Source organism: Pseudomonas fluorescens (assembly GCF_000967965.1).
GTDB lineage: Bacteria > Pseudomonadota > Gammaproteobacteria > Pseudomonadales > Pseudomonadaceae > Aquipseudomonas > Aquipseudomonas grandcourensis.
On the sequence record NZ_LACC01000036.1, the window covers coordinates 38,221 to 64,825 of the forward strand.

The following is a 26,605-nucleotide window of genomic DNA, read 5'->3' on the forward strand; positions in this document are numbered from 1 at the left end:
ACCGTGAGGACCGTTCATTAGGGCGTAATCCTGTTCAATCAAAAACCTCCTGCACCGAACGAAAATCTGTGGCGAGGGAGCTTGCTCCCGTTCGGCTGCGAAGCAGTCGTAAACCCGAGCAATGCGGTATACCTGAATCACCGCGATGCCCGGTTTTGGGGCCGCTTCGCGACCCAGCGGGAGCAAGCTCCCTCGCCACAGGGAAGCTGCCTTACCACAAATGATTGGTTTAGAACTGCGGCACCACCTCCCGGCCAAGCGCCGCCACCACGGCGTCCAGGCACTCATCCTGCTGCAGGATATCGAAGTGGCCGGCCGTTACCGTTTGCACCTTGCGCAGCCGTGGTTGCTGACGTTCCAGCGTCGCGCGTTCGGCCGTCGGGTTGCCGTCGGCCCACCAGCAATACAGTTCGGCCTGCGTAATCGGCAGGCTTTCGACCTGCCGCGACAGCGCCTTCAACCGCGTGCTGACCATGAACGTGTGGGCCAACTCGTCGGCACCGAGCAGCGCGTAACCGCTGGCCTGATCGCTTTCGCTGTCGATCACCGCGCGAATGACCCGCGCCACGGCGTCGTGGTCCCCTGCGATCTCGGCATTCAATGCCTGGGCGATCACTGCGTCGTCCATACCCAAAGTTGCACCAAGGAACTCGGCCAGATCCGCGCGCCACTCATCCGGGCTGACGATGGCATTGGCCTGGGTCGGCACAAAGCTGTCCACCAGACCGACGAATGCCACACACTGGCCCTGCTGTTCGAACAGGTCACTGACCATCAACGCCAACGCCCCGCCCAGCGACCAGCCCAGCACGTGGTACGGCCCCTGGGGTTGCCGGGCGCGAATCGCCTCGACGTAATCGCCGGCCATCTGCGCCAACGACGTGTCCTGCCACTGCCGGTCGAGCAGCATCCGGCATTGCACGCCGTACACCGTGCGCTCGCCCTCCAGGCGTCGGGCCAGTGGCTCGTAGTCGAACACCGTGCCGAAACCGGCGTGCAGGCAGAACAGCGGCGGCTGATCATTCACCACCTGATTGAGCAGCAACAGCGGTTGCGGACTCTGTCGCAGCGGCTGTTCATCGACACCGGACAACCCGGCAATCGTCGGCTTGGCCATCATGTCCCGCAGCTTGAGCTGGAAGCCAGGTTCATTCAGGGCACGGACTTTCGAGATCACCTTGAGGGTGCGCAGCGAATCGCCGCCCAACTCGAAGAAGTTGTCGGTAATGCCGACCTTCTCGATGCCCAGCACCTGCTGCCAGATCTCCGCCAGCGCCCACTCCAGCGGCGTGCGCGGGGCCACGTAGTCGCGACCGGTGAAGGCCGGATCCGGCAAGGCCTTGCGGTCGAGCTTGCCGTTGGGGGTCAGCGGGAAGCGCGGCAGCACCACGACCTGCGTCGGCACCATGTAGTCGGGCAGGCTTTCGCGCAATGCCGCCTGGCAACGCGGGCCGAGGCCTTCGTCTTGCGCTACCACATAGCCCACCAGTTGCGGCCCCTGCGCGTTGTCACGCACCACCACCAGCGCATCGTTGACCCCGGCCTGCTCGCGCAAGCGGGCTTCGATTTCGCCAAGTTCGATGCGGAAGCCGCGCACCTTGACCTGATGGTCGATTCGCCCGACGTAATCGAACACGCCATCCTCGCGCCGGCGCACCAGGTCGCCGGTGCGGTACAGGCGCCCGCCCTCGCTGCTGAACGGGTCGGCGACGAAGCGCTCGGCAGACTGCGACGGGTGACGATGGTAGCCGCGCGCAACACCCCGTCCGCCGATGTACAACTCGCCGACCATGCCCACCGGTAGCGGGTTGAGGTCCATGTCCAGCACGTGCAGGCTGCGGGCGCCGACGCGTTGGCCAATCGGTGCATACATCGCCTGGCAGTGGCCGTCGGCGGCGATTTTCCACAGCAGCGGCGTGACCACGGTCTCCGTCGGGCCGTAGCCGTTCACCAAATATTGCGGCTTGAGGGTGTGTTTGACCCGCTCGAAGGTGGCGTCCGGCACCGCATCGCCACCGAAGCAATAGATGCGCACCGGCGGCGGATCGCCGCCCTGCAACTCGGCGTGCTCGGCCAGTTGCAGCAGGTACGCCGGCGGGAAGCAGGCGACGCTGATGCGCTGGCGGTGCAGCACCGCCAGGGTCTGTTCGGCGGTCCACAAGGTGTTGTCGCGGATCACCAGGGTCGAGCCGCTGATCAGCGCGGTGATCCAGCGTTCATGAGCACCGTCGAAGGCGAACGACATGAAATGCAGCTCGCGATTGTCCGGGTCCATCTCGTACAGCTCGGCGATGGCCTGCACGTGCATGCTCAACGGCCCGTGGGCCACGGCGACGCTTTTCGGCTTGCCGGTGGAACCCGAGGTGTAGATCAGGTAGGCCAGTTGCCCGGCATGTACCGCGCGTTGCGGTGCCGGCACCTCGACGTCGAGGTTCAAGCGATCCACCGCGACCATCGCCGTGCCCGGATTGAGTTGTGCGCTATCGCGCAGTCGCTCCTGGGTCAGCAGCAGGCGCATGTCGCTGTCGGCCATCATGTAGCGCAGGCGTTCCTGCGGGTATTGTGGGTCCAGCGGCACGTAGGCGGCGCCGCACTTCATTACCGCCAGCAGCGACACCACCAGCTCCAGCGAGCGCTCCATGAACACGCCGATCACGTCTTCGGCCTGCACACCCTGTTCCAACAGATGCACCGCCAGGGCATCGGAGCGACGGTCTAGCTCGGCGTAGCTCAACTGCTCGGCGTCACGGTCGGCATAGCTCAGGACCAGCGCCGTGTGCTCCGGTTGCCGTCGCGCACGCTGACGGATCAGCTCGTGCACCGGGGTCTCGTCGCCGTCCGCCACTACCGGCAGTTCGCCGTCCAGCGCCCGGCCTTCGTCCAGGGTCAGCAGGCCCAGCTCACCGACGGCGCGCCCGGCGTCGTCGCACAGGCGCTGCATCAGGCTTTCCATGTGGCTGCGCAGCACTTCGACGGTCGCCAGATCGAACTGATCGCGCTGGTGCATGTACTCGATGCGCAACCCTTCATCGAGGCTGACCATCAGGTCCATGGCGAAGCTGGTCAGGCCGAAATCGGAGACATCTTCAAAGCGCAGGGAATCGCCGTTCCACTCGCGCAGGGTGCGGTCCACCGGCTGGTTTTCGAACACGATGATGCTGTCGAACAACGACTGTCCGCCCTGCCCGGCCCAGCGCTGGATATCGCTGAGCGGGGTCTGCTGGAAGTCGCGGATGTCGAGGTTGTAGGCCTGGAGTTCGCGCAGCCAGTCGCCGACTCGGGCTTCAGTCGGCACCGTGTTGACCACCGGCAAGGTGTTGATGAACAGCCCGAGCATGTTCTCCGAGCCGTTGAGGGTTTCCGGGCGGCCGGACACCGTGGCGCCAAAGGTCACCGTGCGCTGGCCGGTGTAGCGCTGCAACAGCAACAGCCACGCGGCTTGCACCAGGGTGTTGAGGGTCACTTGCTGTTGCTGGGCAAAGGCCTGCAAACCCGCGGTCTGCTGTGCACTCAGGTGCGTGTAGATCGCGTGATAACCGGCTTGCGGCGCCTTGACCGGCAAGGCGCGGGCCAGGTGGGTGGCGCCTTCCAGATTGCTCAGTTTGCCTTTCCAGAACGCTTCGCTGGCCTCGGCGACTTGCTGGCCGAGCCAGTCGATGTAGTCGCGATAGGCCGCCAGCGGCTCGTGCTCCTCACCGCTGTAATGACGCAGCACTTCACCGATCAGGCGCGAAACGCTCCAGCCATCCATGAGGATGTGGTGGTAGGTCCAGATCAGGCGATAGCGGTCGTCCTCCAGACGTACCAGCAACAGGCGCAACAAGGGTGCGCGGTTCAGCGAGAAGCCGCGTTCGCGTTCTTCAAGGGCCAGTTGGCGGACGCGTTCTGGCTGATCATCCAGCCCACGCCAGTCCAGTTCGGTGAGCAGTGACGGCGCGTCACGCAACACCACTTGCAGCGGTTCCTTGTCGCCTTCCCAGAGGAATGCGGTGCGCAGAATCCCGTGACGCCGAGCAGCATCGGCCCAGGCTTCGCGGAAACGCGCGCCATCAACTCCGCGCACGCCCACTTCGATCTGGTTGACGTACAGCCCCGAGTCGCCGTCCTGCACCGAGTGGAACAGCATGCCCTGCTGCATCGGCGACAGCGGATAGACGTCCTCGACTTCGTCCGCCGTCAATTCCAGCACCTGATATTGCGCTTCACTCAGTTCGATTTTTGCTGTCGGTGCAACCACAGCCGGTAAGGCTTGATCCGCCGTGAGCGGTTGAGCGACCGTCGCCAGTTCGGCGATGGTCGGGTGGCTGAACACGTCCTTGGGGGAAATGCTAAACCCGGCCTTGCGTGCGCGGCTGACGGCCTGGATCGAGACGATGGAATCGCCGCCCAGTTCGAAGAAGTTGTCCTGCATGCCAATCTGCGGCACTTCGAACAACGCCTGCCAAACCGCTTGCAGCGTTGTTTCCACGGCACTGCGCGGCGCAATGTATTCGCGCACTTGCTGGTCCGGTTGTGGCAGTGCGCGGCGGTCGAGCTTGCCGTTCGGCGTCACCGGCAACTGGTCGAGCAGCAGCACGTGGCTCGGCTGCATGTGCTCGGGCAGCGCATTGCGCAGGTGTTGCTCGAGTGGATCGACAGCGGCATCACCCACGACGTAAGCCACCAGTTGTTTGGATTTGCCGACGTCGAGGGCGATCACCACCGCTTCGCGCACCGATGGATGCTCCAGCAGGCAGGCTTCGATTTCCCCCAGCTCGATGCGCAAGCCACGGATCTTCACTTGATGGTCGATGCGCCCGACGTATTCGATCACGCCGTCCGCGCGGTAACGCGCCAGGTCGCCGGTGCGGTACAGGCGCTCGCCCTGCTCACCGAACGGGCTGGCGACAAAGCGCTCGGCGGTCAGGTCCGCACGGTTGTGATAACCACGGGCCAGGCCGATGCCGCCCAGGTACAGCTCACCGACGCAACCTTGCACTTGCGGTTGCAGGCTGTCGTCGAGGATGTAGGTCACCAGGTTGGCAATCGGATAACCGATCGGCACGCTGAAGCCACCGTCGTCGACACAGGTCCAGTGGGTCACGTCGATGGCCGCTTCGGTCGGGCCGTACAGGTTGTACAGACCGACGTTCGGCAAAACGCGGAACAGGCTGTGCTGCAAGTCCGCCGACAGGGCTTCGCCGCTGCACAGGATCTGCCGCAGGCTGGCGCAACGCTCGAAGCCTTCGCCCTGGACAAATGCCTGCAACATCGACGGCACGAAATGCAGGGTGCTGACCCGGTACTGCTCGATCAGGCTGACCAGTTGCGCCGGATCGCGATGGGCGCCCGGTTCGGCCACGGCCAGGCGTGCACCGGTCATCAATGGCCAGAAGAACTCCCAGACCGACACGTCAAAACTGAACGGGGTTTTCTGCAGCACCGTGTCGCGCCCGTCCAGTGGGTACGCGCCCTGCATCCACGCCAGGCGGTTGTACAAGGCATCGTGGCGGTTGGCCGCGCCCTTGGGTTTACCCGTGGAGCCGGAGGTGTAGATCATATAGGCCAGCGATTGCAGCTCGACCACGCAGGGCAGGTTTTCTTCGCTGCGGCCTTCGAGCAACGGCGCCATGTCGTCCAGGCAGATCGCCGTGGTGGCGGCTGGAATCGGCAACTGCTGCAGCAAATGCCGCTGGGTCAGCAGCAGGTGTACGCCGCTGTCGTCGAACATGTGCTCCAGGCGTTCGCGCGGGTAGTCCGGGTCCAGCGGCACGTACGCGCCACCGGCCTTCATGATCGCCAGCAAGCCGATCACCAGTTCCAGCGAACGCTCGGCGGCAATGCCCACCAACACTTCGGCGCCGACGCCCTGGCTGCGCAGGTAGTGCGCCAGGCGGTTGGCCTGTTGGTTGAGTTCGCGATAGCTGAGGGTCTGGCCAGCAAACACCAGGGCCGGGGCCTCCGGGGTTTGCAGTACCTGGGTCTCGAAGCATTGGTAGACCGGGCGCACATCCGGCCAGGCCTGCGCGGTGCGGTTGAAGCCTTCGACCTGCTGCGCCGTTTGTGCAGCATCGAGCAGGCTCAAGCGCCCCAATGGCTGCTGCGGCGCACTCACCATGGCATCGAGCAACGCCAGCAGACGTGTGCTCAAGCCTTCGATGGCTTCGGCGCTGAATAGCGCCGTGTCGTAGTTGAAACGCAAATCCAGGCATTCACCCAGCTCGGCGGCGATGGCCAGGGGGAAGCTGGTCTGGTCGTGGTGGCTGATGCCGGAGAACTTCAACGCGCTGGCGCTACCCTCTTCCAGCGCTTGCGCCACCGGATAGTTTTCGAACACCAGCAGCGTGTCGAACAGCGCTTCGCCGGAATGACCGGCCCAGCGCTGTACATCTGCCAGCGGCGTGTATTCGACTTCGCGCAACTTGAGGTTGAGTGCCTGGACTTCATCGATCCATTGGCTGACCGTGCGTTCGGGGTGCGGTGTGGCGATCACCGGCAAGGTGTTGATGAACAGACCGATCTGCTGCTCGATGCCCTGCAACTCACTCGGACGCCCCGACACCGTGGCGCCGAACGCCACGGTCTGCTGCCCGGTGTAGCGCTGCAACAGCAACAGCCACGCCGCTTGCAGCAGGGTGTTGGGCGTGACGCGGGCCTGACGGGCAAAGCCGCTCAGGCGCTCGGTGGCGGCGCGATCCAGGCTCAGGTGCAGGGTGCGATGAGCATCGCCCTGCCCTGCAACCGGTCCTGGCAAGGCGCCGGCCAGTCGCGTCGGCTCGGTGAACGACTGCAACTGCTCCAGCCAGAACGCTTCGCACGCGGCGCGATCACGGGTGCCCAGCCAGGTCATGTAATCGCGATAACGACCGACGCTTGGCGCGGGCATGATTCCGGAATAACGCTGCAGCACTTCGCCGAACAACTGCGAAGTGCTCCAGCCGTCCAGCAGGATGTGGTGGTTGGTGAAGATCAGGTGATGGCGGTCATCGGCGGTCTGCACCAGGGTCAGGCGCAGCAAGGGTGCTGCTGTCAGGTCGAAGCCGCGCAAACGGTCGTCCTCGGCCAGGCGATCCAGCGCTTCAGTAACCTTGGTGTGATCGCGCCAGTCGAGCACGGTCAATGGCAGTGTGGCGTCGGCCAGGATCACTTGCAGCGGCCGCGAGCCGTTGCTTTCGCTGAAGATCGCGGCGCGCAAAACTTCATGGCGATTGAGCGTCTGCTGCCAGGCGTCACGGAACGCCTCGACGTCGAGCCCCTGCACGTCCACGCGCATCTGCGGGATGTAGGCCCCGGCATCCGGGGCGAACAGGCTGTGGAACAACATGCCTTGCTGCATCGGCGACAGCGGCAGGATGTCTTCGATCTGGCTGGCCGCCAGCGGCAATGCATCCAGCTGCGCCTGATCGACGCGTACCAGCGGCACGTCGCTCGGGGTCAACCCGCCGGCACCGCTCAGGCAATGTTCGATCAGCTGTTGCAGTTCCAAGGCGTAGGCATCGGCCAGGCGCTGCACGGTCTGCGGGTTGAACACTTCACCGCTGAAGGTCCAGCTCAGGCGCAGTTGCCCGGCATATACCTGACCGTTGATGCTCAGGCCCCGGTCCAGTTCGGCCGACGCGCCCTGCTCGGCGCCACCACTTTCCTTGGCCGGACGCCATGGCGCGTTCTCGTCGAAACTCGCGTCGAACTGGCCCATGTAGTTGAAGGTGACCTGCGGTGACGGCAGACCCTCAAGGCCGGCGTCGGCCAGATAGCGCAGGATGCCGAAACCGATGCCTTTGTCGGGCACGGCGCGCAGCTGTTCCTTGACTGCTTTGATGCTTCCGGCCAGATCGCCAGCCGGGGTGATTTTCACCGGGAAAATCGAGGTGAACCAGCCCAGGGTGCGGGTCAGGTCGATGTCGTCGAACAGGTCTTCACGGCCATGGCCTTCCAGTTTCACCAGGGTCGAAGTTTGACCGGTCCATTGGCCCAGCACCCGCGCCAGCGCCGTCAGCAACAGGTCGTTGACTTGGGTGCGGTAAGCCGCCGGAGCATCTTGCAGCAGTCGGCGGGTCAAGGTGCTGTCGAGCACGGTTTCCACGCTGACGGCGTGCTGGCTGGCCAGGCTGCCTTGGGGGTTGTCGGCGGGCAGTTCAACTTGCACGTCGCGGTACTGGTCTTGCCAGTAAGTGGCCTGGCTGGCCAATCCGGCACTATGCGCATGGGATTGCAGGCGAGTGGCCCAGGCCTGATAGGCGCTGGTTTTCGCTGGCAGACGCAAGGGTTGAGCTTGCTGCGCTTGTTGATAGGCGGTTTGCAAATCCTCCAGCAGCAATCGCCAGGACACGCCGTCCACCGCCAGGTGATGCACCACCAGCAACAGGCGCTGACCCGCTGCGCCCATGTCCACCAGCAACGCGCGCAGCAACGGGCCGTCCTGCAGATTCAGGCTGGCTTGCGCGGCGTTGCACAGTTCAAGCAGTTCATCGGTATTGGCGGCCTGGCGCTGCCACAGCACCTCGGCGCTGTTCCACTGCTCGGCTTGGGTCTGTTGCCAGACGCCGTCGACATTACGCAAACGCAGGCGCAATGCATCGTGATGCTCCACCAATGCAGTCAAGGCCTGTTGCAGGCTGGCGCTGTCCAGCGGCTCGCGCAGCTCCAGCAGCAGCGACTGGTTCCAGTGATGACGGGCCTCGATGTCTTGCTCGAAGAACCAGTGCTGGATCGGCGTCAGCAACACCTCGCCACGCACCGGCCCCTGATCGATCACCAATCCGGCGCTGCGTACCGCAACCTTCGCCAGGCTCTGCACGGTCTGGTGCTGGAACAGGTCTCGCGGGGTGATGCGAATCCCGGCCTGACGCGCGCGGCTGACCACCTGGATCGAGATGATCGAGTCGCCGCCCAGTTCGAAGAAGTTGTCGTCGATGCCTACCCGCTCGAGCTTGAGCACGTCCTGCCAGATCGCCGCCAATGCAGCCTGCATCTCGTCCAGCGGTGCCGTGTAAGCCTGCTGCGCCAATGCCGCGTCGGGCTTGGGCAATGCGCCGCGATCCAGCTTGCCATTGCCGGTCAGCGGCCATTGGTCGAGTTTGATCAGGTGCGCCGGCACCATGTAATCCGGCAAACCGGCCTGCAAATGTTCACGCAGGGACTGGCGCAAATCGCTGTCGTCACCGGTCGCGGTGAACCACGCCACCAGTTGCGGGCTGCCATTGACCTCGGGCGCCAGGACCAGCGCCTGCTCGATGGCCGGATGGCTTTGCAGGCGGTCCTGGATTTCCCCCAGTTCAATTCGAAAACCACGGATCTTCACTTGATGGTCGATACGCCCGGCGTACTCGATGCTGCCATCGGCGCAGTACCGCGCCAGATCGCCGGTGCGATACAGGCGTGCGCCCGACTCGGCGGCGAACAGGTCCGGAACAAACCGCGTGGCGGTCAGATCGGAACGCTGGTGGTAGCCGCGAGCCAAGCCGGCACCGCCGACGTACAGCTCACCGACGCAACCCTTGGCCACCGGGTTCAGGCGCAGGTCGAGCACGTACCAGCGCAGGTCGGCGATCGGCTCCCCCAGCGGCGAGCTGTTGGCGCCGTCGAGGTCGGCGCGGGACAGCGGTCGGTAGGTCACGTGCACCGTGGTTTCGGTGATGCCGTACATGTTGATCAGCAACGGCTGCCGGTCGTCGAAGGCGTCATACCACGGACGCAGGCTGGCCACGTCCAGCGCCTCGCCGCCGAACACCACGCAGCGCAGGGCCATGTTTTGCGCGTTGGCGCAGGCGAACGGCAGCAACTGGCGGAAGGCCGAGGGCGTCTGGTTGAGAACTGTGACGCGCTCGTCACGAAGCAAGCGGGCGAAGTCTTCCGGGGAGCGGCTGACCGCGTGGGGTACCACCACCAGCTTGCCGCCGTAGAACAACGCGCCAAAGATTTCCCACACGGAAAAGTCGAAGGCATAGGAGTGGAACAGGCTCCACACATCCCGCGCATTGAAACCGAACCAATGTTCGGTGGCACTGAACAGCCGCGTCAGGTTGCTGTGGGGCAGCAGCGTGCCTTTCGGTTTGCCGGTGGAACCGGAGGTGTAGATGACGTAGGCCAGGTTCGCTGGCGCGGTCAGGTTCGGCAGGTTGTCGGCGCTGGCCTCGGACAGCCAGTCGCTGGCGTGATCGAGGCAGATCACTTCAATGCCTGCGTTCAACGGCAGGCGCGGCAACAGCGCGGAATCGGTCAGCAACAGGCGCGTGCCGCTGTCAGCGAGCATGTAGGCCAGGCGATCCTGCGGGTATTGCGGGTCCAGCGGCACGTAGGCACCACCGGCCTTGAGGATCGCCAGCAGGCTGACGATCATCTCCAGCGAACGCTCCAGGGCGATGCCCACCAACACGTCCGGGCCGACGCCGCGCTCGCGCAGGCGATGGGCGATTCGGTTGGCGCGGCGGTTCAGTTCGGCGTAAGTGAGGGTGACGCCGTCGCAGGTCACGGCGATGTTGTTCGGGTGCGCGGCGGCCTGGGCCTCGATCAGTTGATGGGCGCACAACAGGTTCGCCTGATCGCTGTTCAACCCGGCAGTGCGATTCCAATCGAGCAAGGTCGCCTGCTGCTCGGCGGCGTCGAGCATGCACAGGTCCGCCAGGGCAACCGTGCTGTCAGTGCAAATCGCCTGCAACAGGTTCAGCCAGTGCCGGCCGAGGCGCTCGATGGTCGAGGCGTCGAACAGTTCGGTGGCGTAGACGAACGACGCATGGATGCCCTCGTCGCCCTCGACGGTGTCGAGCATCAGGTCGAACTTGGTGGTCTTTTCGTCCCAGATCAGCGGTTCGACGCTCAGCCCCGGCAAGTCCCAGCGTTGTGGGCCGCCACTGTCGCGCTGGTGGTTGAACATCACCTGGAACAACGGCGTGTGGCTCAGGCTGCGTTCCACCCCCAGGCCATCGACCAGTTGCTCGAACGGCAGGTCCTGATGGGTCTGGGCGCCGAGGGCCGCGGCCTTGATCTCGGCCAGCAATTGCCCAAACGGCTGGTCGGCCCGTGGCTGGCTGCGCAGTACCTGGGTGTTGACGAAGAAGCCCAGCAGGTTTTCCACGTCCTGGCGGGTGCGGTTGGCAATCGGCACGCCGACGCGGATGTCCTGCTCGCCGCTGTAGCGATGCAGCAACGTCTGCAATGCCGCCATCAGCAGCATGAACAAGGTGCAGCCTTCGCGGCGGGCAAGATCACGCAGTTGAGTGGTCAACGCGGCAGGGATATCCAGCTCGATACTGGCCCCCTGCTGACTCGGGATCGCCGGGCGACGACGGTCGGTCGGCAGGTTCAGTGGCGGGTGTTCATTGCCCAACTGCCCACGCCAGTAATCGAGCTGGCGCTCGGCCTCGCCGGCCTCCAGCCACAGGCGCTGCCAGCGGGCGAAGTCGGCGTACTGGATGCCCAGCTCCGGTAGCTGCGGGGCCTGCCCGGCACTGAGCTGTGCATAGAGCCGGGTGAACTCCTGCAACAGGATCGGCAGCGAGCCGCCGTCGGTGACGATGTGGTGGAAGGTCAGCACCAGCACATGTTGCTGCGCATCGAGGCGGATCAAGCGGCAGCGCATCAACGGGCCGTGCTGCATGTCGAATGGTTGCTCGGCGTTCAGGGCGATCTGCCGTTGCAACTCGACCTCGTCGCCAGCACTGACTTCGACCAGCGGCGCATCCATCCGTGGGTGAATCTTTTGCAGCACTTGCTGCTCATCGAAGACGAAGGTGGTGCGCAGCACTTCGTGACGCTGCACCAGCGCGCTCAGGGTTTGCGCCAGTGCCTCAGGGTTGAGCTCGCCGCTCAGGCGGAAAGCACCGGTCAGGTTGTAGGCGGTGACCTGGGGCTGCATCCGCCAGAGGAACCACAAGCGCTGCTGCGCGTAGGACGCCGGCAACGTGTCGACGGCGCGGTCCCGTGGCGGGATCGGCAGCAGTTCCAGGGTCAGCCCCTGGGCGTGCATCTTCTGTTGCAACGCACGCCGGGCGTCCGCGCTCAAGCCGCAGAAACGCTGGGCCAGGGTCATCATTCTGTCCGGTGCAGCACTCATCGCGCGTGTTCCTCATCCACTTCGTCGAACAACGCTTCGAGGGCGTCTACATCGTTTTCTTTATGGTCACTTTGCTCACGGAACTGCTCGATCTGCGCCGCCAGCCGTTCCAGGGTGTCACCGTCGAAAAACAGCTTGAGCGGGATCGCCAGGTTCAGTTCTTCCTGAATCCGCGCACGAATGCGCGTGGCCAGCAGCGAGTGCCCGCCGAGTTCGAAGAAGTTGTCGTACACGCCGACGCGCTCGACGTGCAGCGCTTCGGCCCAGATCGCCGCCAGGGTTTTTTCCAGGTCGTTGCGCGGCGCGACAAAGACGCTGCGGCGCACATCGAGATCGAGCAAGGCCTGGCGATTGAGCTTGCCGTTGGGCATCAGCGGGAAACGCTCCAGCACCTGCAAGCGCGCCGGTTGCATGTGCTCGGGCAGCGTTTCGGCCAGATGGCTGCGCAATTCGTTGAGGCGGATGTCGGCGGTGTCGGTCGGGGACACCACGAAGCCCAACAGTTGCGGGCCGGTCGGGGTTTCCCGGGCAATCACGGCGGCGTCTTCTATGCCGGGAGCACCGCGCATGGCCGACTCGATTTCGGCCAATTCAATGCGGAAGCCGCGGATTTTCACTTGGTGATCGACCCGCCCCAGATACTCCAGCACGCCATCGGCGCGATAGCGCGCCAGGTCACCTGTGCGGTACAGGCGCTGACCGGCGCTCGCGGTGAAGGGGTCCGGAACAAAGCGCTCGGCTGTCAGCGTGGCGCGCTGCAAATAGCCCCGGGCAATGCCGGCGCCGCCGACATACAACTCTCCTTCGACGCCAACGGCCGCCGGTTGCAGGTCCGGGCCGAGCACATGGATGCGCATGCCGGCAATCGGTTGACCGATCGGCACACTGTCATGCTCTTGACCGAGGGGCAGCTCCCAGGCCGAACACCACACGGTGCCTTCGGTCGGGCCGTATTCGTTAACCAGCGCCACCCCCGGCAATGCCTCGCGATGTCGCTGTACCAGTGCATTGCCGCAGGCTTCGCCGGCGACGATCACACAGGCCAGCGCCTGGTGGTCGAGGTGTTCGAGAATCTGCGCGTGGTAGGACGGCAGGGTCAGGTAGTGGGAAATCTCTTCGCGCTGGATCAACGCCGCCAGTCGGGCCGGGTCCTTGTAGCTGTCTTCGTCCGGCAGGCACAGGGTCGCGCCCTGCCCCAGCGCCCAGAAAACCCCGGCCACCGAGCTGTCGAAGGAGAACGACGAGAGCATCAGGAATGCCCGCAGCGGCTGGCGATAGAAAGTGTTGCGCGCCAGGGTCGAGGCCACGGCGCTGGAATGGCTGATCATCACGCCCTTGGGCTTGCCGGTGGAACCGGAGGTGTAGATGACGTAGGCCAGATTGGTGCTGTCGCCCTGTGGCTCAGGCCGGGTTGGCGCAGCGGACCAGACTTCGGCCCCCGGCATCAGGGAGATTGTCCGCTCGCTGCGCAACGCTTCGGGCAATGGCTGGCAGGCCAGCACATGGCGCGCGCCGGTGTCGGCAAGCATGAACGCCAGACGTTCGATCGGGTAGTTCGGGTCCAGCGGCAAGTACGCAGCGCCGGCCTTGAGCGTGCCCAACAAGGCGATGACCATTTCCAGGGAGCGCTGGCCGTAGACCGCCACGATCTGGTCCGGCGCCACGCCTTGGGTGCGCAGGGTATTGGCCACCTGGTTGGAACGCGCATCCAGCTCGGCGTAAGTCAGGCGCTGACCGTTGACACTCAGGGCGATGCGTTGCGGATGCAGGCATGCTTGTTCGCTGAACAGTTCTTGCAGGAAGCGGCACGGCAATGCCTGTTCGGAGGCGTTCGGGTTGAAGCCTTCGATCAGGCGAGTTCGTTGCGCAGCACTCAGCAGATCAGCCTGCCCCAGGGTCAGTTCGGGCGCCCCCAGCAATTGGTGGCTGAACTCGACAAACTGCTCCAGCCATTCGGCCAACATCGATTCCGGCAGCGCACCGTCAAGACACGACAATTGCAACTGATCGCCCAGCACCCGCAGGCGCAGGACTTCGGGGTTGCCGTCGTCCACCTCGATAGCGCTTTCAATGGCGGCCTGATAGACGAAGCCGTAACGCAGCGGCGCGGTGCCTTCGGCGCTCAGTTCAAACTCATTGAGGCAATCGAGCCACGACAGCGACTGTTCGACGCTGGCGGCAAACGCCACCAATGCTTGCGCCAGGGTCTGCTGGCTGCGGTGCTCGAAAGCCACCGGCAAGCGCCGGGCGAAGCGTCCGAGGGTGGCGATGGTTTGCTCGTTGCGACCCTCCACCTGCCAGCCCATCAGCAGCTTTTCCTGATGGCCGATGCGCGCGACGAATGCGGTCCACAGTAACAGCGCCAATTGCTCTGCCTCAACGCCAGCTCCGGCAGCGGCTCGTTGCACGCCAGCCAACCATGGGGCGTCAATCAACGTTGCCTGATGACGAACCAGCGTGACATCGACGGTTTTTTCGAACGGCAAGCGATGGGCCACGGCGAACGGCTGTTGCAGGTTGCGCCAGAACGCCGCGCCCTGGTGGCCGATGTCTTCTTCGCGCAGTTCTTCCTGCCATGCGCTGTAGTCCAGGTATTGCAGCGCGTCCTCGTCGTCACCCAGGGTTTCACCGCGCAACAGGCTGCCCAGTTCACTCGCCAGCACCCGCAGCGATACCTCGTCGAAGCTACATGCCGGGGCCAGCAGGGTGATGAAAGTCTGCCCTGCTCCGTCTTCAAGCTGCGCCACCACCAGCGCCTGATTCGAATCTTCAACCATGACTTCACGGCTGCGGCTCAAGGCCTCGGCCACCGAAGGCTGGTTGCCCAGAAGTGTCAGCGGCAAGCCATCGCACAGGCTTTGCACTGGCCACTTCATGCCCGGCAGGCGGCGGTACAGCGTGCGCAGGATTTCATGGCGCTGACCGAGGGTTTCCAGTGCCGTGTGCAACGCCTGAGCGTCCACTGGCCTGGCGAGCGGCAACGTCAGCGCGGCGAACAGCGGCCGTGCGCCCAGCTCCTGGGCACGCAAATAAAAGGCCTGCTGGGCCGAAGTCTGGAATACGTCTACCGAAGGTTCGAGGGCGGTGGTGTTCATGTCGGGTGTCCTTATTCCTGATCCAGGTCGGCGCTTTTCTGCGCGATGGCCATGGCCGTGAGGATTTTTCTGTAGCCGGTGAATTCGTTGCGCGCATGCACGCTGAGGATGTTGTCGAGCAGCACCACGTCGCCCTTCTCCCAGGCGAACTCGACCATCACCTCGCGGTAGATGCCTTGCAGGTGGCGGATCACATCGTCGGGAATCGGCGAGCCGTCGCCGAAGAAGGTGTTTTGCGGCAAATCCTGCGGGCCGAATTCACGCAGCAGGTTGTCGCGGATGCTGTCCGGCAGGGTCAGTGCATTGAAGAAGGTGCCGTGGTTGAACCAGATGCGTTCGCCGGTCAATGGATGGCGCACGATGGCCGGGCCGCTCTGCCGGGTGCGCAGGCGGTTGCCCGGTTTCCACTCGGCCTGGATGCCGATTTTCGCGCAGTAGCCCTCGACTTCGCCGCGATCCTCGCTCTGGAACACCGTCTGCCATGGCAGGCCCATGCCGTCGCCGTAGTTGCGCACGTACATGATGCGTTTGCGGGCAAATTCTTCGCGCACCGCCGGGTCGATCCGCGCGATGATCCGGCGGGTATCGCCAAAGGGTGTTTCACCGCCAGTGGCCGACGGCGTGTCGCAGTAGAAATACAGATGACGCGGGAACACCGGCGAATACGAGTGTTCGTTGTGCGGGAAGATTTTCTCCGGCGCCGGGTAATCGGTGGAGCTGTAGATTTTGAACTGGCCGCTGATCTGGGTCCGTGGCGAGGCGCGGAACAGGTACTCCAGGGCACCGCCGGAAATCCCGTCGACGCAGCGGTTGAACTCGCCGATATCCGCCACCTGGAAGCCACGGAACAGGATCACCGCGTGTTCCAGCAGCTTGCTTTCGATCAGCGCGCGATTCTGGGTCGCCCATTCCACCAGGCTCACGCCGGACACGGCCGGACGACACACCAACGGCATGCTGAGGCCTTCGAACATCGGCGCAAAACTCACCAGCCGCGCCGGATCGGTGGACAGGCTTTTGCGGGCACCACGGCCCATCCTGGGCATGGACTTGGTCGTTGAAACGGTCATAAACCCCTCCAGAAAATGTTGACGGTGGCGCTCGATGGCGCCACCGCCTGAATCAGTCCGCCGCAGATTGCGCTGCTGGCGCGCCACGGTTCGCCGAGCGGCGCTTGATCGCCATGGCACCGCCGAGCAAGGCCTTGCGTTGCTCGTTCAAGCGCGCATCGGCACGGCGTTGCACCTCGGCGGCCAGGTCCAGCAACTCACCGACCTGCACTCCGTCAGCGCGTATCAGCGCTTCGAGTACCGCCCGGATCTGCTCGAACAAAGACTCCAGCGTGCTTGGCAGGTACTGGCCCGCCGGCGTTTCGAAACTCAGGTGAATGTGTTCGGCATCGTTGTAGAACGCAGCGACCATGCCGATCTCGGCGGCCTGGCGCCCGGACGGGAAGTCCTCGACCTGCAGGCCCTCCATCGACGGCAGGCGACCGACGCCTTCCTGGTAGATCAGCTTGATGTCGAACAGCGGCGAACGGCCGGCCCGGCGCGGCAGACGCAAGGCTTCCACCAGACGCTCGAACGGCAGGTCCTGATGGTCCGAAGCCTCCAGCACCGCCCGGCGACAGGCCTCCAGCAACTGCGCCGCCGCCTGATCGGCATCGACCTCCACTTGCAGTACTAATTGGTTAACGAAGAAGCCGACCATTTCTTCAAGCTCGGCTTGATTTCGGTTGGCGATATCGGTGCCGATGCGCACCCGACTGACCTCGGTACGCTGGCGCAGGACCAGGGTGAAACCGGCCAGCAGCAGCATGAACAGCGACAGATCGCGCTGTTGGGCAAAGTCGCGCAACTGCCGGCTGAGCTCGCCGCTGAAGGTGAAATGGGCGCTGGCACCCTCTTGCGTCGTACGCCCGTCACCGTCGGCGGGCAACTCCAGTACCGCCTGTGGCTCGGCAAGGCGCTGCTGCCAGTAGTCGAGCTGGCGCTGCAACTCGCCGCCCTGCTCCAGCCACTGGCGCTGCCATTTGGCGAAGTCGGCGTACTGCACGCTGTGCGCCGGCAGTTGTGGGGTCTGGCCACGGTTGAGGGTTGGATAGAGCGTGACGAATTCATTGATCAGCACGCGGAACGACCAGTCATCGGCGACGATGTGATGCACCGTCAGCAACAGCACATGCTCGTCATCCGCGACCCGCAGCACCCGCACCCGCAGTAACGGACCGTGGCGCAGGTCGAATGGCCGGGCGACTTCCTCCCGGGCCAGTTGCTGCGCCTCGACGTCCGGCACCGGCCGCTGCCGCAGGTCGCTGGCCTCGAAGCTCAACGGCAATTGCCCGTGGACCCGCTGCCAGGCCTGGCCGTCTTCTTCGTAAAAGGTGGTGCGCAACACCGCGTGACGCTGCACCAGGGTTTCGAAGCTGAGGCGCAGGGCGTCGAGGTTCAACTCACCCCGCAGGCGCAAGGCACCCGGCATGTTGTACATCGAACTGTCGGGCTCCAGGTTCAACAGGAACCACAAGCGCTGTTGGGCAAAGGACAATGGCTGGCGTTCGCCGGAGGTGTCCGCTACCAGCGCCGGGCGTTCACAGCTGTGTTGCAGTGCCTGCACCTGAGCGGCGAAATCCTCGAGGCGCGGATGTTCGAACAGGCTGCGCAGGCTCACCGACAGGCCCAGGCGCTGGCGGATCTGCGAGACGATTTGCGTCGCCAGCAGCGAGTGCCCACCCAATTCGAAGAAGCTGTTTTCCCGGTCGACGCGACTGACCTGCAACACCTGTTGCCAGATTTGCGCCAGTTCGATTTCCAGCGCACCTTGGGGTGCGCTGCCGAATTCGGCCTCCCAGACCTCCGGGGCCGGCAGCGCGCCACGGTCGAGTTTGCCGTTGCGGTTGAGCGGCAACGCGGCCAGCAACACCAGTTGCGCCGGCAGCATGTAGTCCGGCAGGCGTTCGCCCAGAGCGCGGCGCACGCTGTCGGTGAGCTGACGCGCATCCGCCGCCAGCAGCCCGGCATCGGCCGGCACCACATAGCCGATCAATTGCTTGCCGCCGACGCCTTCGTGCACCAGCACCGCGGCTTCGCTGATCATCGGCAGGCCTTGCAGATGCGCTTCCAGTTCACCCAGTTCGACCCGGAAACCACGGATTTTCACCTGATGATCGATGCGCCCCAGGTACTCCAGCGCCCCGTCCTCGCGATAGCGCGCCAGGTCGCCGCTGCGGTACAGACGCGCCCCCGGCGTGGTGGAAAACGGATCGGCAATGAAACGTTCGGCGCTCAAGCCCGGTCGCAGGTGATAACGCTGGGCAAGGCCGGCGTCGCCGCCGATGCACAATTCGCCGACGCAACCGGTCGGCAGCAGGTGCCCTTCACTGTCCAGCACATACAGCGCGCGCCCAGGCAGTGCCTTGCCGATGGGCACGCCAAGGTGATTGCGGGTATCGGCCAGTGTGCATTCGTGGATGCTGGACACCACCGTGGCTTCGGTCGGCCCGTAGGTGTTGAGCAGGCGCACATCGCCCAAACCGGCGGCGTGCCATAGCTTCAGGCCTTCGAGGGACATGGCTTCGCCGCCGACGTGGACCTGACGCAAGCGCCCCTTGTCCCGCTGCGGTTGCGTGGCCCACTCCTGAGCCAGCAGGAACCAGTACGCCGCTGGCAAATCCGCCAGGGTCACGCCTTGTTCGATGATCTGGCGATAGAGGGTGTCGGTGTCCCACAGCTCATCGCCGCGCATCACCAGCGCCGCGCCCACGCACAGTGGCGGGTAGCACTGTTCGACAAAGCCGTCGAAGCTGAATGTGGCGAATTGCAGCACGCGGTCTTGCGCGGTGAGTTGTGAATAGTCCGCCGCGATCACGCAAAACTCGCGCAGTGCGGCGTGGGCCAGGCACACGCCTTTCGGCCGTCCGGTGGAGCCGGAGGTGTAGATCAGGTAGGCGAGGTCTTCGGCGTTGGCGAGGTTGACCAGGTTGTCGGTGCAATATCCGGCGTCTGCGCCCGGCTCCAGCGCCAGACGCGGCAAACCTTGCGGCAGCGCTACATCGGTCAACAACCCCGGTTGCGCCAGCAGCAGGTCCATGCCGCTGTCTTCGATCATGTAGCCCAGGCGCTCGGCCGGGTAATCCGGGTCCAGCGGCACATACCCGGCACCGGACTTGAGGATCGCCATCAGGCTGACGATCATCTGCGCATTGCGCCGCACCGACAGCCCCACCCGCTGCCCCGGCGCCACACCCTGGGCGCGCAGGCGATGGGCGAGCTGGTTGGCTTGGGCATTGAGCTGGGCGTAGGTCAGGCGTTCGTCACCGACCATCACCGCCAGCGCGTCGGGGGTGCGGGCCGCTTGTTGCTCGAACCGCTGGTGGGCCAGCAACGGGCTGTCCAGTTGCGGTGCCGGTGGTTGCGAGCCGCGTATTACCTGGGCTTGGGCCTGAGCGTCCAACAGGCTGACGGCACCGAGCGCCTGTTGTGGCTGGGCAACAAATTGCGCCAGCACATGCAGCAGGCTGGCGCCCAACTGGCTGATCTGCGCCGCGCTGAACCGGATGCGGTCGAAACTGAAATCCAGACGCAGGCTGGCGCCGACTTCGATGCCCAGGGTCAGCGGGTAACTGGTGATTTCGTGATTGTGCAGCGCGCCAAAGGTCAGGCCCGCCGGCGCTCCTTGCTTGAGGGCTTCGGCCACCGGGAAGTTCTCGAACACCAGCAGGCTGTCGAACAACGCCCCCTGTTGCCCGGCCCAGCCCTGAATATCGTACAGCGGCACGTGTTCGAACTCGCGCAGGCTCAGGTTCAGGGCTTGCAGGTCTTTGAGCCACTGGGCCACCGACTGCCCGGCCTGCGGCGCGGTGATGATCGGCAAGGTGTTGATGAACAGCCCCAATTGCTGCTCGATGCCCGGCAACGGCGCGGAGCGTCCGGCAATCGTCGCACCAAACGCCACACAGGACTGGCCGGTGTAGCGCTGCAACAGCAGGCCCCAGGCGCCTTGCAGCAAGGTGTTGAGGGTGATTTTCTGCTGGCGGGCGAAATCGCTCAGGCGCTGTAGCGATGCGCTTTCAAGGGTCAATTGATGTTCGCCCATGCCGTGCCCTTCGGCAGGCGTCGGCAAGGCTTGCGCCAGCAGCGTCGGTGTTTCCAGGGGCGCCAGCGCCTGTTTCCAGAACTGTTCGGCGGCCAGCAGCGGCTGCTGTTGAATCCAGCCCAGGTAGTCGCGGTATTGCCCCAACGGCCTGACCAAGGTCTGGCCGGCATAGTGCTGGATCACTTCGCCGAGCAACTGCGCGTTGCTCCAGCCGTCCATGAGGATGTGATGGCTGGTATGGATCAGGTGCCAGTCTTCACTGCCCCGACGCACCAGCAGCAGGCGGAACAGCGGCGCGGAGCTGAGTTCGAAGCCGCGGCTGCGCTCCTCGGCGGCCAGTGCATCGCGGTCGATGTCGGCGGCTTCGATCACTTGCAGTTGCAAGTCGATCTGGCGATGAATCACCTGATGCGCGCACTCGAGCCCCAGCCAGTGGAAGCTGCTGCGCAGGATGTCATGCCGGTTGATCGCCGCCTGCCAGGCCCGGCCGAACGCGGCCAGTTCCAGGCCGTGGATGTCCAGGCGCAGTTGATTGATGTAGGCCTCGGCCTGGGGTTCGTACAGGGTGTGGAACAGCATGCCCTGTTGCATAGGCGTCAGCGGGTAAACGTCCTCGATGGCCGGCGCCGTAACAGGCAAGGCATCGAGTTGTGCCTGGGTGATGCGCGCCAGCGGGAAGTCCGACGGCGTGACCTGGCCTGCCGTTGTCGCGCAGCAATGTTCGATCAGCGTCTTGAGTTCTTCGGTGTAGGCATCGGCCAGTCGTTGCACGGTGGACTCGGCAAACAGGTCACGGCTGAAACCCCATTGCAGCGAGAGCTGCCCGCCATAGACCTGGCCCTCCACGGTCAGCCAGTTGGCCAGCGGCGCATCGTCGCCCTGGGCCTGGCCGCCGCTTTCCGGAGCCGGGACCAACAGCGCGGCGTCGTCGAACTGACGGTCGAACTGCCCCAGGTAATTGAAGGTGATCCGAGGCGCCGGCAGGTCTTGCAGGGCCTGACGCTGTGCCGGTTCACCGAGGTAGCGCAGCAAGCCGTAGCCCAGGCCTTTGCCGGGAATGGCGCGCAATTGTTCCTTGATCGACTTGATCGAATTCGCCGCCCCGGCCTCGGGTTGCAGGCGCACCGGAAACAGGCTGGTGAACCAGCCGACGGTGCGGCTCAGGTCGAGGTCGTCGGACAGGTCTTCGCGGCCGTGGCCTTCCAGCTGGATCAGCGTCGAGCCCTGCCCGCTCCAGCGGCAGATGACCCGCGCCAGCGCCGTGAGCAACAGATCATTGACCTGGGTGCGATAGGCCGCCGGGGCCTGTTGCAGCAACAGGCGGGTCAAATCGGCGTCCAGTTTCGACTCGATCTTGTGCCCGTGGCGCTGCTGCAAGCTGCCTTGCGGGTTGTCACACGGCAGGTCACGGGCATCCGCCAGTTGCGCCTGCCAGTACGGAATTTGCCCAGGCACGGTGCCGGCATGCTGTTGCAGGTGCGCGGCCCAGGCCTGGTAGGCGCTGGTTTTCTCGGGCAGCGCCACTTGACCGTAAGCCTGTTGCAAGTCTTCGAGTAACACCCGCCACGACACCCCGTCCACCGCCAGGTGATGGACCACCAGCAACAAGCGCTGGCTGCCGTCGTCGAGGCTGACCAGCAAGGCACGCAGCAGCGGCCCGTCGGCCAGATCGAGACTGCGTTGCGCTTCATCGCACAGGGCGGTCAAGGCTTCGGCCGAAGACGCCCGACGCTGCCACAATCCAGCCAACTCGACTGGCGCTGCATGGTGCTGCTGCCAGCCTTCGGGGCCGTCTTCGGAGCCGTCGATAAAGCGCAGGCGCAAGGCGTCGTGGTGGTTGATGACAGTAACCAAAGCCCGCTCCAACGCCTCAGGATTCAACGCTTCCCGGGGCGTCAGCAGCAGCGACTGATTCCAGTGCCGGCGCTGGGCGATGGCCTGTTCGAAGAAGTAATGCTGCGCCGGGGTCAGGATCACCTCGCCACTGACCGGGCCTTGATCGACAGTGCTGCGGCTGTCGAACGCCGCGACCAATGCCAGGCTGCGCACGGTCTGGTACTGGAACAGGTCACGCGGGCTGAGGCGAATGCCGGCCTGACGGGCGCGACTGACCACCTGGATGGAAATGATCGAGTCGCCGCCGAGCTCGAAGAAGTTGTCTTCGAGGCCCACGGGGTCCGCGCCCAACACCTCCTGCCAGATCTGCGCCAGCGCGGTCTGCAGCGCATCCTGCGGCGCGACGAATGCCTGTTGCGGCGCGGCGTCGGGTGGCGGCAAGGCCTTGCGGTCGAGCTTGCCGTTGGCGGTCACCGGCAAGGCGTCCAGCGGCATCAGGTAGGTGGGCACCATGTATTCCGGCAGGCTGCCGAGCAGCCAGGCCTTGAGGGTTTGCGGCCACTGCTCATCGGCATCGGTATCTTCCAGCACCAGATACGCCACCAGATGCCTGCCGCCCTGCACCAGCACCACGGCCTCGCGCACCAGCGCATGCTGCATCAGGCGAGTCTCGATTTCCCCCAGCTCGATGCGCAGGCCGCGCAATTTGACTTGATGGTCGAGACGCCCGAGGTATTCGATCACCCCATCGGCACGCTGCCGCACGCGGTCGCCGGTACGGTACAAGCGCGCACCGTCATGGAAGGGGCACGGTACAAAACGCTCGGCGCTGAGCGCCGGACGCCGGTGATAACTGCGCGCCAGCCCGGCGCCGCCGAGGTACAACTCCCCCGTCACGCCGGCCGGAACCGGGAGCAATTGCGCATCCAGCACATGGGTGCGCAGATTGGCGATGGGACGACCGATGGGCACGCTGTCGGCGCCTTCGTCGATGCAGGTCCAGTGGGTGACGTCGATGGCCGCCTCGGTCGGGCCGTACAGGTTGTACAACCCGGCGCCGGGCAGCTTTTTGAACACCTGCAATTGGGCATCCAGCGGCAGGGCTTCTCCGCTGCAGACGATGCGCTTGAGGCCGGTGCATGCCTCGACACCCGGTTCGTGGATGAACGCCTGGAGCATCGACGGCACAAAGTGCAGCGTACTGATGCCGTAGTCATCGATCAGGCGGATCAACTGCGCCGGTTCACGATGCGCCCCTGGCGGCGCCATCACCAGACGCGCACCGGTCATCAGCGGCCAGAAGAACTCCCACACCGACACATCAAAACTGAACGGGGTTTTCTGCAACACCGAGTCGCTGCCATCCAGACCGTAAGCCTGTTGCATCCAGCACAAGCGGTTGAGCAGCGCCGCGTGACTGTTGCCGGCGCCCTTCGGCTTGCCAGTGGAACCGGAGGTGTAGATCACATAGGCCAGGTTCAGCGGATGTACTTCAACCTGCGGGCAGGTTTCGCTGTAGCCGTCGAGCCAGTCCTGTTCCTGATCCAGGGCGATGACCTTGACGCCCTCGGCAGGCAGTGCGCCGAGCAAAGTGCTTTGGCTGAGCAGCAAGTCAATTGCGCTGTCTTCGATCATGTAGGCCAGGCGTTCGGCCGGGTACTCCGGGTCGAGCGGTACGTAGGCGCCACCAGCCTTGTGAATCGCCAGCAGGCCGATGACCATCTCCAGCGAACGCTCAACGCAGATCCCCACCAGCACATCCGGGCCGACACCCTGCTCGCGCAAGCAGTGCGCCAGTTGATTGCTGCGGGTGTCGAGTTGCGCGTAGCTGAGCTGACGCTCGCCAAACACCAGCGCCGGCGCGTCGGGGGTGCGTCGGGCCTGGGCCTGAATCAACTCGTGCATGCACTGCTCGACCGGATAGGCCACGGCGGTGCGATTCCAGTCCTGCACCAGCACTCGCTGCTCATCCGCAGTCAGCATCGGCAACTCGCCGATTTTTTGCGTCGAGTCGTCGACTATCGCCTGCAACAGGCGCGTCCAGTGCCCGGCCATGCGCGCAATGGTATCGGCATCGAACAGGTCGCTGGCGTAGGTCAGCGCGGCGTGCAGCTTGCCGCCCTTCTCCCAGGTGTCGAGGGTCAGGTCGAACTGGGTGGTGCGGCTTTGCCAGTCGATGCTGCCCAGCTCCAGGCCGGACGCGGTGCTGACCGAGGCCATGTCGGCCACGTGCGGCTGGTGGTTGTACATCACCTGGAACAGCGGCGTGTGGCTGAGGCTGCGTTCCAGTTTCAGCGCCTCGACCAGGCGCTCGAATGGCAGGTCCTGATGGGCCTGGGCGCCGAGGGCGGTTTCCTTGATGGCGCGCAGCAGGTCGTCGACCCGGGTCTGGCCGTCCAGTTGCGTGCGCAGCACCTGGGTGTTGACGAAGAAACCGATCAGGCCTTCGATTTCCGCGCGGTTGCGGTTAGCGATGGGCACGCCGACGCGGATGTCGGTTTGCCCGGTGTAGCGATGCAGCAACGCGTTGAAGGCGCCGAACAGCAGCATGAACAGGGTGATGTTGTGTTTCTGTGCGGTGCTGCGCAGTTGCTCGGCCAGTTGCGCCTCGACCGCGAATTCGTAGCGGGTGCCGCGATAGCTCGGCATCGCCGGGCGCGAATGGTCCAGGGGCAATTCCAGCACCGGGTGTTCGTCACCCAACTGCGCCTGCCAGTACGCCAGTTGCCGCGCCTGCTCGCCCGCCTCCAGCCAGCGGCGCTGCCACAGGGCGTAGTCGCTGTACTGGATCGGCAACGCTGCCAGCTGCGGTTGCACGCCCGCATCGAAAGCGTCGTAGCAGCGGATGAATTCGTCGATCAGTACGTTCATCGACCAGCCGTCGGAGACGATGTGGTGCAGGGTCAGCAACAGCACGTGCTGTTGTTCGGCGAGCTTGAGCAAGGTGACCCGCAGCAGCGGACCGGTCGACAGATCGAACGGCAGCACCGATTGATGTTCGGCGGTTTCAGACACGGCACCTTCGCGCTCCTCGGCGGGCAGTGCGCTGAAATCCACGTGCTCGATCCGCAGCGGCGCAGCGGCCGGCACTTGCAGCAAGCTGTCATCGGCCTGACGGGCGAACACCGTGCGCAGGGTTTCATGCCGCGCCACCAGGCTGGCGAACGCCTGCTCCAGCGCCGACAGGTTCAAGCGCCCGGTCAGCCGCACCGCACCCGGCAGGTTGTACGCGCCGCTGTGGGGATCCAGTTGCCAGAGAAACCACATGCGTTGCTGGGCGTACGACAGCGCCTGGCGATCCTCGGCCTCGATGCCGGCCGGAATCGGGAAACGGGCGAAATCCACGCCCTCCTTGTGCAAGGCCGCAAGGAACATCTGGCGCTTTTCCAGGGGCAACCCGATAAACCGGCGAGCAAGTTTCAAGGAGTCTTCAGCATTCATCTATCGGCATCCGCATCAGTAGGCAGCAGGCGCAAAGGCGCGTCGTCCCTATAAAACGAATGCAGGCGGGAAAAATTAGCGGATCAGGCAAAAGGCGAAACGCGGAAAAACAGGTTGATAAATACCCCTGTGGGAGCGGGCTTGCCCGCGAAGGCGGTGTGTCAGACAACGGGTATGTTGCTGACACTCCCTCTTCGCGGGCAAGCCCGCTCCCACAGGTTTTGTGGTGATTTCAGAGCAGGTCTAACCCACCGCCAGCAACCCATGCCTTCGACGATGCACCTCAAGCTGATCCTTGATCACCCGCAGCACCTTCGCTTCCTGCTCATGGATGAAGAAGTGCCCACCCGCCAGCATGTCCACCGAAAAGCTGCCACGGGTTTCCTGGCTCCAGCCGATCAACTGCTCGGCGGTGGCGCGGTCGGTCTTGCCGCCGAGCACATGCACCGGGCACTTGAGCAACGGGCGCTGCACCGGTTCGAATCGCCCGCACAGCAGGAAGTCCGCGCGCAGCACCGGCAGGGTCAGGCTCATCAACTCTTCGTTGGCCAGGATCTCTTCGCTGGTGCCGTTGAGGGTGCGCAGTTGCTCGATCAGTTCGGCGTCGCTTTTAGGCTGGGCAAAGCCCCGGTCATAGTCGGCGCGCAGGGTCGGGGCGGCAGTGCCCGAGGCGAACAGCGCTACCGGCTCCGGGCAACCCAGCGACCGAAACGCATGGGCCATCTCGCAGGCCAGCAGCGCGCCCATGCTATGGCCGAACAACGCGTACGGCGCCTTGAGCGTGTTTTTTTGTTCCTGGGCCAGTTGCAGCGCCAGGCGGCGCATGTCGGTGTGCAAGGGCTCGCCGTACCGCGCGCCACGCCCCGGCAGTTCCACCGGTTGCAGCGTGAGCCACTGCGGCAGCTTGCGCCGCCAACGGCTATAGACCATGGCACTCGCGCCCGAATAGGGCAGGCACAGCAATGTCAGCGGGGTCACCGGGTTTTCCTCGAAAGTTGTCTGTTTGGAGAACGGACGAGGTGCCCAAAGAATTAGCCATGTGAGTAACCCTGTGGGAGCGAGCTTGCTCGCGATGACGGTGTGTCATGCAACATTGATGTCGACTGAC

At 64.5% G+C, this 26,605-nt stretch carries 5 protein-coding genes; all 5 read right to left on the reverse strand.

Going from position 1 to position 26,605, the window contains the following annotated elements; all coding sequences use genetic code 11:
- Nucleotides 1-229 precede the first annotated feature (229 nt).
- Entirely contained in the window at nucleotides 230-12,031 is an 11,802-nt protein-coding gene (locus VC35_RS24705; protein ID WP_046043174.1) for an amino acid adenylation domain-containing protein, read from the reverse strand.
- The gene (locus tag VC35_RS24710; protein WP_046043175.1) at nucleotides 12,028-15,126 is read right to left on the reverse strand and encodes a non-ribosomal peptide synthetase; all 3,099 of its coding nucleotides are present in this window, start codon (nucleotides 15,124-15,126) and stop codon (nucleotides 12,028-12,030) included. The genes VC35_RS24705 and VC35_RS24710 overlap by 4 nt, the downstream gene beginning before the upstream one ends.
- Nucleotides 15,127-15,137: 11 nt before the next feature.
- Nucleotides 15,138-16,196: a TauD/TfdA family dioxygenase gene (locus VC35_RS24715; protein WP_046043176.1), complete on the reverse strand. Its 1,059-nt coding sequence runs from the start codon at nucleotides 16,194-16,196 to the stop codon at nucleotides 15,138-15,140.
- Between the two features lie 52 nt (nucleotides 16,197-16,248).
- Nucleotides 16,249-25,497 (reverse strand): non-ribosomal peptide synthetase, encoded by a 9,249-nt coding sequence (locus VC35_RS24720; protein WP_046043177.1) that lies wholly within the window; start codon nucleotides 25,495-25,497, stop codon nucleotides 16,249-16,251.
- Between the two features lie 243 nt (nucleotides 25,498-25,740).
- A complete protein-coding gene (locus tag VC35_RS24725) occupies nucleotides 25,741-26,475 on the reverse strand; it encodes a thioesterase II family protein (RefSeq protein WP_046043178.1) in 735 nt (244 codons plus the stop codon).
- Nucleotides 26,476-26,605: the final 130 nt, after the last annotated feature.

Coding starts and splice junctions, on each gene's coding strand:
- VC35_RS24710 (WP_046043175.1), bottom strand. CDS start 15,126: ATGAACACCACCGCCCTCGAACCTTCGGTAGACGTATTCCAGACTTCG.
- VC35_RS24705 (WP_046043174.1), bottom strand. CDS start 12,031: ATGAGTGCTGCACCGGACAGAATGATGACCCTGGCCCAGCGTTTCTGC.
- VC35_RS24715 (WP_046043176.1), bottom strand. CDS start 16,196: ATGACCGTTTCAACGACCAAGTCCATGCCCAGGATGGGCCGTGGTGCC.
- VC35_RS24720 (WP_046043177.1), bottom strand. CDS start 25,497: ATGAATGCTGAAGACTCCTTGAAACTTGCTCGCCGGTTTATCGGGTTG.